This window comes from Amycolatopsis sp. NPDC051372 (genome assembly GCF_040682095.1).
Taxonomy (GTDB): Bacteria; Actinomycetota; Actinomycetes; order Mycobacteriales; family Pseudonocardiaceae; genus Amycolatopsis.
The window spans coordinates 1-13,531 of sequence record NZ_JBFBAF010000033.1; the positions used below are offsets into that span (position 1 = coordinate 1).

16 protein-coding genes and 1 tRNA gene are annotated in these 13,531 nt (G+C 67.1%); 9 read left to right on the forward strand and 8 right to left on the reverse strand.

Features of this window, described 5'->3' with window-relative positions; genetic code table 11:
• Positions 1-92: 92 nt before the first annotated feature.
• Positions 93-323 carry a hypothetical protein gene (locus AB0M56_RS38505; RefSeq protein ID WP_364185561.1) on the reverse strand — a complete coding sequence of 77 codons (231 nt, stop codon included), beginning with the start codon at positions 321-323 and terminating at the stop codon, positions 93-95.
• A gap of 91 nt (positions 324-414) precedes the next feature.
• Positions 415-960, reverse strand: a complete 546-nt coding sequence (locus AB0M56_RS38510; protein WP_364185563.1) for a transposase — start codon at positions 958-960, stop codon at positions 415-417.
• Between the two features lie 37 nt (positions 961-997).
• Here AB0M56_RS38510 and AB0M56_RS38515 point away from each other — a divergent pair, with 37 nt between their 5' ends.
• Positions 998-1,369 carry a hypothetical protein gene (locus AB0M56_RS38515; RefSeq protein ID WP_364185565.1) on the forward strand — a complete coding sequence of 124 codons (372 nt, stop codon included), beginning with the start codon at positions 998-1,000 and terminating at the stop codon, positions 1,367-1,369.
• A 4-nt stretch (positions 1,370-1,373) separates the two neighbouring features.
• On the opposite strand, the gene AB0M56_RS38520 is transcribed toward AB0M56_RS38515, so the two are convergent.
• On the reverse strand, positions 1,374-2,204 hold the full coding sequence (locus AB0M56_RS38520; RefSeq protein ID WP_364185567.1) for a hypothetical protein: 831 nt from the start codon (positions 2,202-2,204) through the stop codon (positions 1,374-1,376).
• Between the two features lie 14 nt (positions 2,205-2,218).
• Positions 2,219-2,554: a helix-turn-helix domain-containing protein gene (locus tag AB0M56_RS38525; protein WP_364185569.1), complete on the reverse strand. Its 336-nt coding sequence runs from the start codon at positions 2,552-2,554 to the stop codon at positions 2,219-2,221.
• 585 nt (positions 2,555-3,139) lie between these two features.
• Here AB0M56_RS38525 and AB0M56_RS38530 point away from each other — a divergent pair.
• Together AB0M56_RS38530 and AB0M56_RS38535 are read left to right on the forward strand one after the other, a co-directional pair.
• Entirely contained in the window at positions 3,140-3,313 is a 174-nt protein-coding gene (locus AB0M56_RS38530; RefSeq protein WP_364185761.1) for a helix-turn-helix domain-containing protein, read from the forward strand.
• On the forward strand, positions 3,313-4,755 hold the full coding sequence (locus AB0M56_RS38535) for an integrase (protein WP_364185763.1): 1,443 nt from the start codon (positions 3,313-3,315) through the stop codon (positions 4,753-4,755). The genes AB0M56_RS38530 and AB0M56_RS38535 overlap by 1 nt, the downstream gene beginning before the upstream one ends.
• 204 nt (positions 4,756-4,959) lie before the next feature.
• Here the strand turns inward: AB0M56_RS38535 and pip are convergent, their stop codons facing one another.
• The 4 genes from pip to AB0M56_RS38555 all read right to left on the reverse strand — a co-directional run bounded on the left by pip (position 4,960) and on the right by AB0M56_RS38555 (position 7,185).
• A complete protein-coding gene (gene pip, locus AB0M56_RS38540) occupies positions 4,960-5,940 on the reverse strand; it encodes a prolyl aminopeptidase (protein WP_364185571.1) in 981 nt (326 codons plus the stop codon).
• A 221-nt stretch (positions 5,941-6,161) separates the two neighbouring features.
• Positions 6,162-6,629, reverse strand: coding sequence for a GNAT family N-acetyltransferase (locus AB0M56_RS38545; RefSeq protein ID WP_364185573.1), 468 nt, complete (start codon positions 6,627-6,629; stop codon positions 6,162-6,164).
• Between the two features lie 7 nt (positions 6,630-6,636).
• Positions 6,637-6,807: a hypothetical protein gene (locus AB0M56_RS38550; protein ID WP_364185574.1), complete on the reverse strand. Its 171-nt coding sequence runs from the start codon at positions 6,805-6,807 to the stop codon at positions 6,637-6,639.
• A gap of 301 nt (positions 6,808-7,108) precedes the next feature.
• A tRNA-Leu gene (locus AB0M56_RS38555) sits at positions 7,109-7,185 on the reverse strand.
• Between the two features lie 172 nt (positions 7,186-7,357).
• On the opposite strand from AB0M56_RS38555, the gene AB0M56_RS38560 reads away from it, so the two are divergent.
• From AB0M56_RS38560 to AB0M56_RS38585, 6 genes are all read left to right on the forward strand, one after another.
• Complete coding sequence (locus tag AB0M56_RS38560) at positions 7,358-7,969, forward strand: response regulator (protein WP_220242049.1); 612 nt, start codon at positions 7,358-7,360, stop codon at positions 7,967-7,969.
• 449 nt (positions 7,970-8,418) lie between these two features.
• The gene (locus AB0M56_RS38565; protein ID WP_364185765.1) at positions 8,419-9,597 is read left to right on the forward strand and encodes a branched-chain amino acid ABC transporter substrate-binding protein; all 1,179 of its coding nucleotides are present in this window, start codon (positions 8,419-8,421) and stop codon (positions 9,595-9,597) included.
• Positions 9,598-9,690: 93 nt separating this feature from the next.
• Positions 9,691-10,701 carry a branched-chain amino acid ABC transporter permease gene (locus AB0M56_RS38570; protein ID WP_364185576.1) on the forward strand — a complete coding sequence of 337 codons (1,011 nt, stop codon included), beginning with the start codon at positions 9,691-9,693 and terminating at the stop codon, positions 10,699-10,701.
• Positions 10,698-11,846, forward strand: coding sequence for a branched-chain amino acid ABC transporter permease (locus tag AB0M56_RS38575; RefSeq protein WP_364185578.1), 1,149 nt, complete (start codon positions 10,698-10,700; stop codon positions 11,844-11,846). Before AB0M56_RS38570 ends, AB0M56_RS38575 begins: the two co-directional genes overlap by 4 nt.
• Complete coding sequence (locus tag AB0M56_RS38580) at positions 11,843-12,772, forward strand: ABC transporter ATP-binding protein (RefSeq protein ID WP_364185580.1); 930 nt, start codon at positions 11,843-11,845, stop codon at positions 12,770-12,772. Before AB0M56_RS38575 ends, AB0M56_RS38580 begins: the two co-directional genes overlap by 4 nt.
• A complete protein-coding gene (locus AB0M56_RS38585) occupies positions 12,759-13,472 on the forward strand; it encodes an ABC transporter ATP-binding protein (protein WP_364185582.1) in 714 nt (237 codons plus the stop codon). The genes AB0M56_RS38580 and AB0M56_RS38585 overlap by 14 nt, the downstream gene beginning before the upstream one ends.
• The last annotated feature ends 59 nt before the right edge of the window (positions 13,473-13,531 follow it).

Sequence of the window (13,531 nt, forward strand, 5' to 3'; positions counted from 1 at the left end):
GCCCGCTCACGCAGCTCGTCGCTGTACTTCTTCGGTGCCGGCATGCTCTGCATCCTCCCTGAGATCAGAGCCTGCACAGAACCCGGGGCGCATCAAGCTTCCGCGATGCGCATAGGCCACCGGTTCTGGTCCTGAAAGCCGGAGCTGACTCGGATGACTTCCTCGGACAGTTCGCGTGCGAGCCGGTCCTCGCCGATGTGGCGGTAGCAGTCCATCGCGTAGAAATCGTACTTGGACGGGTCGACGACGAAGTGGTTGTCGATGTTCGCCGGGTATTCGAGCTTGTCAAGGGCGACGCGCCCGCGCTCAAGCGTTGAGTTCATCTCGGCGGGCATACCCATTCGGGCGTACGCCTTCGCCTGCTGCGCGATCAGCGGGACCGAGACGCTGTGTGTCCCGGAGACTAGTGCCGTATCAAGCAACGTTGGGTAGGTAATCGGGGCGGCGGATTTTGGAGTTGATGGCGAAGTGGCGTTTGGGGTGGCTGTGGCGGTTGCGCCAGCGGAGGTAGCCCGCGATGGCGGCTTCTTGGGCGGCGTGGCTGGGGTAGTCGCTGCCGTCGAGGGTGAAGTAGCGGACCGCGGTGAACTCGCACTCGATCCAGTTCAGCCAGGACGCGTTGGTGGGTGTGTAGATCAGTTCGATGTCGTTGGCCGCGCACCAGTCCCGGACCTCGGCCTTGCCGTGTGGTCCGTAGTTGTCGCTGACCAGGTAGAGCTTCCCGGTCGGGAAGCGGCGGCGCAGTTGCTTGCAGAAGTCGAGGAACTGCTGCCAGCGTTTGCGGTCGCGGAACCGGTAGAACATCTGCCCGGAGGCCAGGTCGAGCGCAGCGAACATCTGCCGGACACCCTTGGTGCGGGTGTAGGTCGCGCGCAGCCGGGCCGGGCGGCTGCGGGGAAACCAGCCGCGGCCGGGGCGGGGTTGCAGGTTCAGCGGCCCGAACTCATCGACACAGATCACTCGCCCGTCGGCGGGTGGGTGATCGTAGAGGTCGAGGATGCGGTTCTTCTTGGCCTTGTGGCTCGCCGCGGAGCAGCTGTACGAGCGTGAGCCGCTGTCGTGGGCGCGCTTCGGTGTGGTGCAGACGTGCCGGTGGTTGGCTACGGCGACGGTGCGGCCGGCCAACGGTAAGTGGCACATGGCGGACGCCCCGGTGACGCAGCGGTTCGGGTCGGCGATCGAGGAAACGATCCTGGAGGAGTCGCTGGCGGCGGCGAAGCTGCTCGGTCGTCGGCCGGTGCCGTACTGGCTGACGATGCGCCCGGGCTGGCTGGAGCAGGTGTACTGGACGTTCGAGTGGGCGTGGTGGGGCAACGGGAACCCTCCGATCAAGGTCCCCGCCCCACCATGGCCAAGCATCGCGAGCTGACCGGTCACGACGCCACCGCCGCATCGGCGTCGACCGCCGCTGCCTCGGCGGTGTCCACGGTGTGGCGGCGGTACATCTCCGCGGCCTGTGCTTCCTCGGCAGCGCGCTGAGCGTCAGCGGCTTCGCGCGCCTGAACCTCGCGCAGGGCTCGCTGTGCACGGTCGATCGTGTCGGCGGCCTCGGCCGCTGGCGGCACCCGCACCTCCTCCGAGTGCGTCGCCTTGTCTTCGCTTGCCGCGACGTCCCGCAGGTCCGGTGCGTCGGTCTCCGTCGAGTGCTCCTCGGCCGCGCTGGCGGTCGCCTCCGGGCCGCTCGCCTCCACTTCAGCCAGGTCGGCGGCGCGCTGCTCGGCGACGTCGGCGAGGTCGTGCTCGTCGGTGGCTTCTCGGTGGGCGTCCTCGATGGCCATGTGCTCGTTGTGGGCGGCGAGCCATTCAACCGTCGTGACCCGCGGTACTTCGTCGGCGGCGACGTTGCGAGAGTTCAGCTCCGACTGTGCCCGGTCGGCGGCAGCGCGAGTCTCCGCGGTGTGGGCGTACCGCATCGCCCGCGTCTCGTCCGCAGTCTCCAGTTCGGCCGCACGCCGGTCGAGCACGGTCGCGAGCGCGTCAGCCTCGGCCGCTTCCTGGAGTAGCTGGGTCCTTTTCGGCTCGTCCGCGGCGGTCTCGGCCTCGGCGCGGCGCATTGCGGCATCGCGGCGTCGGGATTCGGCGGCCTGATGAGGCACTAGCTCGCCAGCTTGCCCAGCCGCCAGCACGCCGCGATAGTCGCCGGCAGTGAGGGCGAACCACGCCGTCATCTCGTGCGCCCAGCCCATGATGCCGGCGCTGCCCACCTCCTTGCCTAGGCTCAGTGCGGCCTGTCGAGTCGCCTCAGCGGCTCGACGGTCGCCGAGGTCGTACTCAAGACAGCCGACGAGGAGGGCGAGCCAGCCGGCGAGTTCGAGGGTGTCGCGGCGCTGGCGTTTGGGGACAACGCCGCGAACCCGGACTCGTTGAACGCGTGGATCACCTCCCGCACATAGCCTTCGGTCGCGGCGAACATCGCCGCGATCTCCTTCGCGGACCGGCCTTGCGACGAGGCCAGCACAATCCCGGATCGTCGCAGCCGCACCCGATCCCGGGCGGACCTCGTGATCTTGACCAGCCGCTGGGCCTCCTCCGGCTCCAGCGACCGCGCGAACACCTCCGGCTACCGCGCGAACTCCACCTTCGATACCCCGCGCACGTTCCCCGGCGGGATCTTGTCGAAATCGCTTCCCGTCAACTCCATACCGCCGATGGTGACACCCAGCACCGACAAGAACTGCCACCGAGCAGGGGAGATGTGGACCGAAAGGGTGATGCCCTGCGGGCCGGAGAGGCGAAAAGAAAAAGATATGTCCTCGCCGGACGGGCAGGTCTCCAGGATGGTCGAGAAGAGCAGAACGGTTGCGTTCGTGTGTGCCTGTCGTCCATCCCGCCGACCTCCACAAGGGCTATCAGGCCTGTCAAGGGGGCAGACCGCAGGCACGCTCACCACAGCAGGAAGGTGCCCCCTTGACAGACCTGATCGGGCTGGCGCCAGGTCGACGGGATGGACGAAGAGGCCCCCACTTGTAGGTGGTCATAAACCACGCTCGGCGCTGATGAAATTGAGCGAGAGTAGCCGAGCTTCACGCTGACTCCGAATTTGCTGCGGACGAAACCGAAAACGTCCAGGGAACTTTGCTGACCAAAAAATGATTCGAAAGGTCTCTTTTCTATGCCTACGAATGACCGGTCCAGCGTGATGCTGACGCTTGAAGAAGTGTGCGCCGAGCTGCGAATCAACCGATCAACATTCAACGACTGGCGTGCGAAGAAGTGCGCACCGCCATGCCTGAAACTGCCCAACGGGAAGTTGCGGTTCCGGCGATCCGAGCTGGATCGCTGGCTGCACTCACGCGCGGAGGTGACTGCGTGATGGAAACAACGTTCGATGTCCGTATCTGGGACGTGCGCGTGAAAACCGGTCGCGCGCACAAGGACGGGAAGCCGGGAAAGAAGTCCTATGTCGTGCGCTGGGTTGTCGCCGGCCAGGAGTTCCCGAAGACGTACGCGACTTCAGCGCTGGCGGAGAGCTTCCGCTCCAAGCTGGTTGTGGCTCAGCGCAACGGAGAGGCGTTCCGGGTTGTCGATGGACTTCCTGTGTCGATGGCACGAGCTGAGAACGACCAGCCGTGGTTCACGTTCGCGCAAGAGTACGTGGACATGAAGTGGTCTCGCGCCGCCGCGAAGTCCCGTGCGGGCAATGCTGATGCGCTCGCGACGGCGACGTTGGCCCTCCTCGCGAGCTCACGCGGCAAGCCGGAGGACAAGGTGCTGCGCCGGGCGATGACCGGCTGGGCCTACAACTCCCACAGACGGGATACGAGCAACCCTGCCGACATTGAGGCCGCGCTCATGTGGCTGGGTTCGAACACCGTCAAGGTGTCACGGCTCGACGACCTCACGATGCTTCGGAGAGTGCTCGATCAGCTCGCGCTGAAGATGGACGGCAAGGCCGCAGCGGCGAAAACCGTCTACCGGAAGCGCGCTGTCCTGTTCAACGCACTGGAGTTCGCTGTGGAGAAGAGGCTGCTCCTGAAGAACCGGTTGCCCGAGGTGAAGTGGACCGCACCCAAACGAGTGCGGGCGATCGATACGCGCGTGGTCGTCAACACGCGGCAAGGGCCGCAGCTGCTGGCGGCGGTTGCCGAGCAGACGGTGATGCGGGTGCCGGCTGGGTCCTCCGAGCCGGTGATCGTGGCGCGGCAATCGTCGGGGCCGCGACTGGTTGCGTGCTTCGGGACGATGTACTACTCGGCGCTCCGCCCAGAGGAGGCGGCCATGCTGCGAGACGTCGACCTCAAACTGCCGCGGAAGGGCCGGGGCGAGCTGCTGCTATCCGAGACTGCGCCGATCGCGGGTGCGGCGTGGACGGACAACGGCGAGCGCCGCGACCGCCGTCAGCTCAAGCAGCGCGCGAAGGGTGAGGTGCGACCAGTGCCGTGTCCACCGCCGCTGACTGCGATGTTGCACCGCCACGTCGAGCAGTACGGCGTCGCGGAGGACGGTCGCCTGTTCCGGGGCCTCGGCGGCGGTGACATCGCGGAGTCGACGCTGGCTCGGGTCTGGGACAAGGCCCGCAAGGCGGCGCTATCCGAGGAGGAGTACCGATCGCCGCTGGCGCGTCGGCCGTACGACCTGCGGCACGCGTGTGTGTCGACATGGCTGGCGGCCGGCGTACAGTCCGCGCAGGTGGCTGCCTGGGCCGGGCACTCAGTTGCTGTACTGCACGAGGTGTACGCCAAGGTGCTGTCAGGGTTGGAAGAGGTTTCGCTGGCGAAGATCGCCACAATGCTCGGTCTGGCCGAGGACGAGTAGGGCACCATTCGTTTCCGCCGTGATAAACGTGGACCTTGAATACACCGCGCACAGTCGCACTTTGCCGATCGGTCCGCGCTACTGGACGACACAAGATCTGGCCCCTGACCGGGTACCGCCTGGTCAGGGGCCGTCTTCTGTTGGTGACGCCTGGTACCCCGGTGAGATTCGCAATCTCACCGGACGGGTTTCGGGTGTCAGCGGTCAGTGGATCTGGTCCGCGGCCGCTCGGGCGAAGCGGTCGGTGGCGGCGATAATCGCAGCGGTCATGCTGCCGCCGCGGTGACCGGTGTCGTCGAGAACGACGAGTTCGCTTTCGGGCCAGGCCCGGTGCAGTGCCCAGGCTGTGTCGAGCGGGCTGCTGACGTCGTAACGCCCGTGGATCAGGACGGCCGGAATGCCGTGGAGCCGTTCGATGTCGCGTAGGAGCTGCCCTTCGTCGAGAAAGCAGCCGTGGGACCAGTAGTGGGTCACGATGCGGGCGAAGGCCAGCTGAAATGCCGGGTGGGCGACGGACAAGGACGGTGCGGCGTCGGGGGCCAGCGACATGTGCGCGTCCTCCCACTCGCACCACCCGTGTGCGGCCTTGGCGCGGAGCTCGGGGTCGGGATCGTGGAGCAGTCGGCTGTAGGCGGCGGACAGGTCGCCGTCGCGTTCGGCGGCCGGCACGCCGTCGCGGAACCGTTCCCACTCGCGCGGGAAAACGCGGCCCACGTCACGAGTGATCCAGTCGCGCCGAGCGCCGTTGGTCACGGCTTTAAGCACCATTTCGGTCACCCGCTCCGGCTGGGCCTGCGCGTAGGCGAGGGCGAGGGTGACGCCCCACGAGCCACCCCACACCAGCCAGCGCTCGATTCCCAGGTGGACTCGTAGCGCCTCGATGTCGGCGATGAGGTGCTGGGTGGTGTTCGCCGACAGGTCGACGACCGGGTCGGTCGCCGAAGGGGTGCTGCGCCCGGAGTTGCGCTGGTCGAACAGGACCACGCGGTAGCGGTTCGGGTCGAACAGGCTCCGCGTTCCCGGAGAGCTCCCCGAGCCGGGACCACCGTGCAGCGCGACGGCCGGCTTGCCGTCGGGGCTGCCCGACACCTCCCAATACAGCGAATGGCCGCCGCCGACCTCCAGCATGCCTGACTCGTGCGGCTCGATCGATGGATATCGCCCGTCGTCGGATGTACTCGCCATACAGGCATGATCGCGCGCCGGTGCCCGAAGCGTGAAGCACCGTTCGTCGTCACGCACGGGCTACCCCCGCACGCGCGGCGTCCCGTCGGCGGCTGGTTCACAGTTCGTACGGGTCGAACCGCGCCGCCCACTTCGTTGCCTGTGCTGGCGGATCGTGAGGCCGTCTTCCACCAGCGGCGACGGGACTACGGACCGCCCCTCCGGTCGTCGCGGTTGGCGGATTAGGTCAGCGCGCACCGCAGGACGATCTCGCCGTCGTCGATCTCGCCGGTCGGCTGGAAGCCGAAGCCCCGGTAGAACGGCCACGGTTCGCCCTTTCCCGGTTGGTAACTGGTGAACAGTTCGGTGCCGCCGTCCGCCCTGACCAGTTTGATGACCTGGGCCAGCGCGGCGCGCCCGTAGCCGCGGCGTTGGAACTGCGCTCCGACGAGCAGCCGCCACAGGACGTATGAGCCGAGCACGCCGCGCGTACCTGGCGGCACCGCCCAGTTCAGCATGACGAAACCGACAGGCACGTCGTCCGCGTACACAGCGCGATACCAGGGCGACAACTGTGGTTTCTTGCGCGCTTCCTTCAGCGATTTCTTCACCGATGCGACGAACTTCTTCTGGTCCGGCCGGACACGCACGGCGCATACCGCGTCGCGGTTGTCGTCGGTGATCTCACGCAGTTCGACATGTCCGGTCACCTGGCCATTATCGGCCCGGGGCCCGCCAGTCCTGCCACCCGACATTCCCCATGCGAGGAAGGGTGAACGTACGACGTATCGGTTGCACATCGAGGTCGTTCGTCTTCGCGCTGCCGACGGCGACGGCGACGGCGACGGCGATGGCGATGGTGGCGGCGATGGTGGCGGTGGCGAGCACGGCCGAGCCGATGGTGATGACCAGAATGGCCGTGTCGCCGTCGAGGTGCCAGCAGGCGAGCGCGGCGATACTGACGAGTGCGGGGACGGTGAGGTACCCCGAGAGCGCCTGTCAGCGCCTTCCAGCAGGGGCCCGGGCGCGGACCGCGCTTCCTGGGCCTGCCGGCCGAGGAGGATGTAGACCGCGAATAGACCGCGCGTAGCCGTACTTTGCCGGTTCCCGTCGCGCGCCACCGGTTGACACAAGATCGGCCCCGGACCAGATTGCGCCTAGTCAGGGGCCGATTTGTGCTGGTGGGCCGTGGTGCCCCCGGAGAGATTCGAACTCTCACTGGACGGGTTTTGAATCCGTTGCCTCTGCCAGTTGGGCTACGGGGGCGAGCGCGAGGGACTTTACGCGATCACCGGTGACGCGCGTGTGGCGGGGGCGGGGTGTCGCGCCCGCCACTTCGTGGTGAACGCCATCTTGGGAACTGGATCGTTCCCGGTAGGCTGACCTTTCGCGGGTCACCGCGAGTCAACCGTCCCGCCGAGCCTTCAGGAGGACCCCGGTGACCGAACAGGCTACCGAGGCCAACGGTGCCGCCACCGTGCCGCAGCGTCGTGTGCTCGTCGCCGAGGACGAGGCGCTCATCAGGCTCGACCTGGTCGAGATGCTGCGTGAGGAGGGCTACGAGGTGGTCGGCGAGGCCGGCGATGGTGAAGAAGCCATCAACCTGGCCACCGACCTCAAGCCCGACCTCGTCATCCTCGACGTCAAGATGCCGAAACTCGACGGCATCGAGGCGGCTGCCAAGATCACGAGCGACCGCATCGCGCCGGTCGTCATCCTCACCGCGTTCAGCCAGCGCGACCTCGTCGAGCGGGCCCGCGACGCGGGCACGATGGCGTACCTGGTCAAGCCGTTCGCGAAGCGTGACCTCGTGCCGGCCATCGAGCTGGCCGTGAGCCGCTTCTCCGAGCTGCAGGCGCTGGAAGCGGAAGTCGCGGGCCTCACCGACCGGCTCGAGACCCGGAAGGTCATCGACCGCGCGAAGGGCCTGCTGATGAGCCGCCAGGGCCTCACGGAGCCGGACGCGTTCCGGTGGATACAGCGCACGGCGATGGACCGCCGCACGACGATGAAGGCCGTGGCCGAGGCCGTGGTGGAGAGCATCGGCTAGGCCTCACCCATCCGAGTGGCAAGACGGGCGTGACCAGGGGGTCGCGCCCGTTTTGGTGTGGTCTTCCGTCGCTCTGCGCGGTGCAAGAGGGCAAGTTTGCTACCTTCGAGTCTGCTCATGGCCCGTTGCTTCTTCACCTGCTGAGCGGAGTCTCTAGACTGCCAACATCGATCTGGCCGCACGTCAAGTGGTCCGATTGAGGTGCCATCCGAGTACTCAGTGTCACTACCCGGTTGTCAGATTGCGACAATCGGGTGGAGAACGTCCATTACTGCCGGTGACGACCGTCACGATGTGGATACAAGACAGTGGGTAACTCTGTGCAACACCTCACGGGGCGGCTACTTTCAGCGGCCAGTCAGTTCCCACATAGGGACGAGCCGTTCGCTTCGAACGGTTGGTTGGCATTTGGAGGAAGAGTGCAGAGAGCACGACTCACGAAGATCATCGTGCTGGCGGCTGCGGGGGCCATCTCCCTGAGCGCGTGCGCGGCGCGTACCGACAGCGGTTCTGGCGGAAACGACAGCGGAGCCCCGCAGGCGGCAGCGCCTTCGGCCGCCGCGGACGCCGCCGACCCCGCGGGCGACGGCAAGGCGCAGTGTTCGCCGACCTCCATCGCCTACGCCGGCACCATCAACGGCAACAACGCGGCCCTCGGCATCAACATCCTGAACGGTGCCAAGCTCGCCGTCGACCAGCACAACAAGGCGAACCCGGGCTGCCAGGTCAAGCTGGAGCAGTACGACACGGAGGGCACGCCCGACAAGGCGCCCGGCATCGTGACCCAGATCGTGAACACCCCGGCGATCATCGGCGTCGTCGGCCTCCCGTTCTCGGGTGAGTCCAAGGCCGCGGGCAACATCTTCAACACCGCCGGCCTGGTCACGGTCACCCCGTCGGCCACCGCCCCCACGCTGGCCGACAACGGCTGGAAGACCTTCTTCCGCGGCCTCGGCAACGACAACAGCCAGGGCCCGGCCGCCGCGAAGTTCATGACCGGTGAGCTCGGCGCCAAGAAGGTCTGTGTCATCGAGGACGACTCCGAGTACGGCACCGGTCTCGCCGCGACGACCAAGCAGGGCCTCGGCAGCGCCCTGGCGTGCGAGGACAAGGTCAAGAGCAAGCAGACCGACTTCTCGGCCGTGGTCAACAAGGTCAAGGCCGCCGCCCCGGACGCGGTGTTCTACTCCGGCTACTACCAGGAAGCCGCTCCGTTCGCGCAGCAGCTGAACGACGCCGGTGTCACGGCGAAGTTCGTGGGTCCGGACGGCGTGAAGGACGACGAGTTCGTGAAGGGCGCCGGCGACGCCGCCAAGAACGCGTACTTCACCTGCCCGTGCGTGCCGGCGGACCAGTTCACCAAGTTCACCGACGCCTACAAGGCCGCGACCGGCAAGGACCCGGGCACCTACTCGCCCGAGGCCTACGACCTCGCCACGATCCTGCTGAAGGGCATCGACTCGGGCAAGACCACGCGCCCGGCCCTGCTCGACTTCGTCAAGACCTACGACGGCCAGGGCCTCACGAAGCACTTCAAGTGGAACGACAAGGGTGAGCTGTCGGCGACCACCGTGTGGACCTACAAGGTCGAGAACGGGAAGATCGTCCGCAACACCGAGATCAAGTAATCCCGGCTTCCGTTCCAGTTACCGGGGTGCGTGTCCGGCGGCTCGATCCCGCCGGACCCGCACCCCGGACCCACATGGAGAACTAGTGTGTCGATGACCCATGACCTGAGCTCGCTCGTCCTCGCGCAGGGCGACAGCTGGATCACCTTCGACGTGAAAGGCTTTGTTGACCAGTTCTGGGCCAACACGATCGACGGTCTTGCCTACGGCAGCATCTACGCGCTCGTGGCGCTGGGCTACACCCTCGTCTACGGCGTCCTGAAGCTGATCAACTTCGCCCACTCCGAGGTGTTCATCTACGGTGCCTACGCGGTGTGGTTCACCTTGTTCGGCCTCGGCTTCCGGCCCGGCGACACTCCTGAGCTGTCGGTCGCCGAGCTGATCGGGTTCCTGCTGCTGGCCTTGCTGGCGGCGATGGCCGTCTCGGGAGGCACCGCGGTGCTCCTCGAACGCGTGGCCTACCGTCCACTGAGGAAACGCGGAGCGCCGAAGCTGGTCTTCCTGATCACCGCGATCGGCGCTTCCTTCGTGCTGCAGCAGATCCTCTTCATCTGGCGCGGCGGCAACGCCGAGCAGGGCATCCGCCTGTTGCGCAACGAGCCGGTGTTCCAGATCTTCGGCGCCGACGTCACCAACGTCACGATCATCACGATCGTCGCGTCGGTCGTGCTGATGCTCGCCGCCAACATGTTCGTGAACCGCACCAAGTTCGGCCGCGGCATCCGCGCGGTGGCGCAGGACCCGGACACCGCCACGCTCATGGGCGTGAACAAGGAACGCGTCATCACGCTCACGTTCCTCATCGGCGGCCTGCTCGCCGGTGCAGCGGCCCTGTTCTACATGATGAAGATCCCGCAGGGTGCTTCGTACCAGGGCGGGTTCATCCTCGGCATCAAGGCGTTCACCGCCGCGGTGCTGGGTGGTATCGGCAACCTGCGCGGCGCACTGCTCGGCGGCCTGCTGCTGGGTGTCGTCGAGAACTACGGCCAGACGCTGTTCGGCGGGGAGTGGCGCGACGTCGTCGCGTTCGTGCTCCTCGTGCTGATCCTGATGGTCCGCCCGACCGGCATCCTCGGCGAATCGCTCGGAAAGGCACGGGTATGACGGTGACTTCGACGCCGCCCACCGCGGCCGCGCCGGCGAAGCGCAAGCGGCCGATTTCGGACTGGTGGAACAACCTTCCGCGCGTTCAGCAGTGGCTCGTGCTCGTGCCCCTCGTGGCCGTGATCTACCTGCTGCCCGTGCTCAACCCGCCGATCATCACCACGCAGCCGGGTTACGACTTCCCCATCGCGATGTTCGAGGTGTCCCGCTACGCGCTGGTCGCCATCGGGCTCAACATCGTGGTCGGCCAGGCCGGTCTGCTGGATCTCGGCTACGTGGGCTTCTTCGCGGTCGGCGCGTACGTGATGGCGCTGTTCACGAGTCCCGACTCGACGCTGCACAAGCTGCCGTTCCTCGTCGTGCTCCCGATTGCCATGGTGGTCACGATGATCTTCGGCGTGATCCTCGGGACACCGACGCTGCGACTACGCGGGGACTACCTCGCCATCGTCACGCTCGGGTTCGGTGAGATCGTGCGCCTGCTGGCGGACAACGTCGACCCGCTGCGCGGAAACCGTGGGTTCCAGTCGGTGGGGCACCCGCCGGGCACCAACGCCGACGGAAGCGCGCTGTTCAACAACTCCGACGGCACGCCGTGGTACTGGCTGTGCGTCACGCTCATCATCCTGGTGCTGTTCCTCGTCGGGAACCTGGAGCGCAGCCGCGTCGGCCGGGCCTGGGTCGCGATCCGCGACGACGAGGACGCCGCCGAGATCATGGGCCTGCCGACGTACAAGTTCAAAATCTGGGCGTTCGTGTCCGGCGCGGCGGTCGGCGGCCTGTCCGGCGCGCTCTACGCCGGCCAGCTGGGCTTCGTGAACAACCAGAAGTTCGACGTGGTCACCTCCATGCTGTTCCTCGCCGCGGTGATCCTCGGTGGCGCGGGCAACAAGGTCGGGGTGCTGCTGGGCGCGATCGTGGTGGCGTACATCCCGCTGCGGTTCCAGGCGATCGCCGAGTACAAGTACCTGATCTTCGGCCTGGCGCTGATCATCCTGATGATCTTTCGCCCGCAGGGCCTGCTCGGTGCGCGGCAGCGGCTGCTCACGTACGGCAGGCAGGCGTATCAGCGGCTGCTCGGCCGTGGCGAGCAGGTCAGCAGTGACGGCTCATTGGCCTCCGACACCCCGGGAGAGAAGGTATGACGGCCCCTGGCAACGGCATGGGCCCCGAGGTCCCGGCCGAGGGCGGCCTCGTGGCGGAGGTCGCCCAGATGAGCGCGGAGCAGCTCGCCGAGCACGAGGCGGCGGTCGCCGAGGTCGTCGCACCGGACCGTGAGATCGACGTCGCGGTCGGGCAGACGCTGCTGAAGGTCGACGACGTCACCGTGCGCTTCGGCGGTCTCGTGGCGCTCGACGGCGTGTCGTTCGACATCCGCCGCGGCGAGATCCTGGGCCTGATCGGGCCCAACGGCGCGGGCAAGACCACGTGCTTCAACGCGATGACCGGCGTGTACCGCCCGACCTCGGGCCAGGTGCTGCTGGAGGACAAGCCGCTCGGCAAGGCCTCGCGCCACGCCATCACGCAGCTCGGCATCGCGCGCACGTTTCAGAACATTCGGCTCTTCTCCGAGATGACGGCGCTGGAGAACGTGGTGGTCGGCACCGACGCCCGCCACAAGACCAGCCTCGTCGGCGCCCTGCTGCGCACGCCTCGCCACCACCGCGAGGAGAAGCAGGCGATCGAGAAGGGCATGGCGCTGCTGGAGTTCGTCGGCATCGCCGACCGGGCGGCCGACCGCGCGAAGAACCTGCCCTACGGTTACCAGCGGCGCCTGGAGATCGCGCGGGCGCTCGCGACCGAGCCGAAGCTGCTGTGCCTCGACGAGCCGGCCGCCGGGTTCAACCCGGCGGAGAAGGAAGAGCTCATGGGGCTGATCCGGACGATCCGCGATGACGGCTTCACCGTCCTGCTGATCGAACACGACATGAAGCTGGTCATGGGCGTGACCGACCGGATCGTGGTGCTGGAGTTCGGCAAGAAGATCGCCGAAGGGGTGCCTGCCGAGATCCGGGCGAACCCCGCCGTGATCGCCGCCTACCTGGGGGTGCCCGACGATGACGTTGCTTGAGCTGTCCGAGGTCTCCGTCCACTACGGCCGGATCCAGGCCGTGTCGGACCTGTCCATCACGGTCGACGAGGGCGAGATCGTCACGCTGATCGGGGCCAACGGCGCGGGCAAGTCCACCACGATGCGGGCCATCTCCGGGATCCGGCCGATCTCGGCCGGCACGATCCGCTTCGACGGCGAGGACATCTCGCGGCTGCGCGGTGACCTGCGCGTGGTCCGCGGGATCTCGCAGTCACCCGAAGGCCGGGGCATCTTCCCCGGCATGACGGTGCTCGAGAACCTCGACATGGGCGCGTATGCGCGCAAGGACCGGAAAAACCTGCAGCCGGACTTCGACCGCGTCTTCGAGCTGTTCCCGCGGCTCGCGGAACGCAAGACCCAGATGGGCGGCACGATGTCCGGCGGCGAGCAGCAGATGCTGGCCATCGGGCGTGCCCTGATGGCGAAGCCGCGGCTGCTGCTGCTCGACGAGCCGTCGATGGGGCTCGCGCCGCAGTTCATCCAGCAGATCTTCCGGATCATCACAGAGATCAACCGCCAGGGCACCACGGTGCTGCTGGTGGAGCAGAACGCGCAGCAAGCCCTTTCGCGGGCGCACCGCGCGTACGTGCTGGAGACCGGGCGGATCACGAAGTCCGGCACCGGTAAGGAATTGCTGGCCGACACCAGCATCAAGGAGGCCTACCTCGGCGTCGGCTGAGGTCGGAGACCCTGTGCGACGGCCCCTCGCCCTGGTGGGTGAGGGGCCGTTGTCACGGC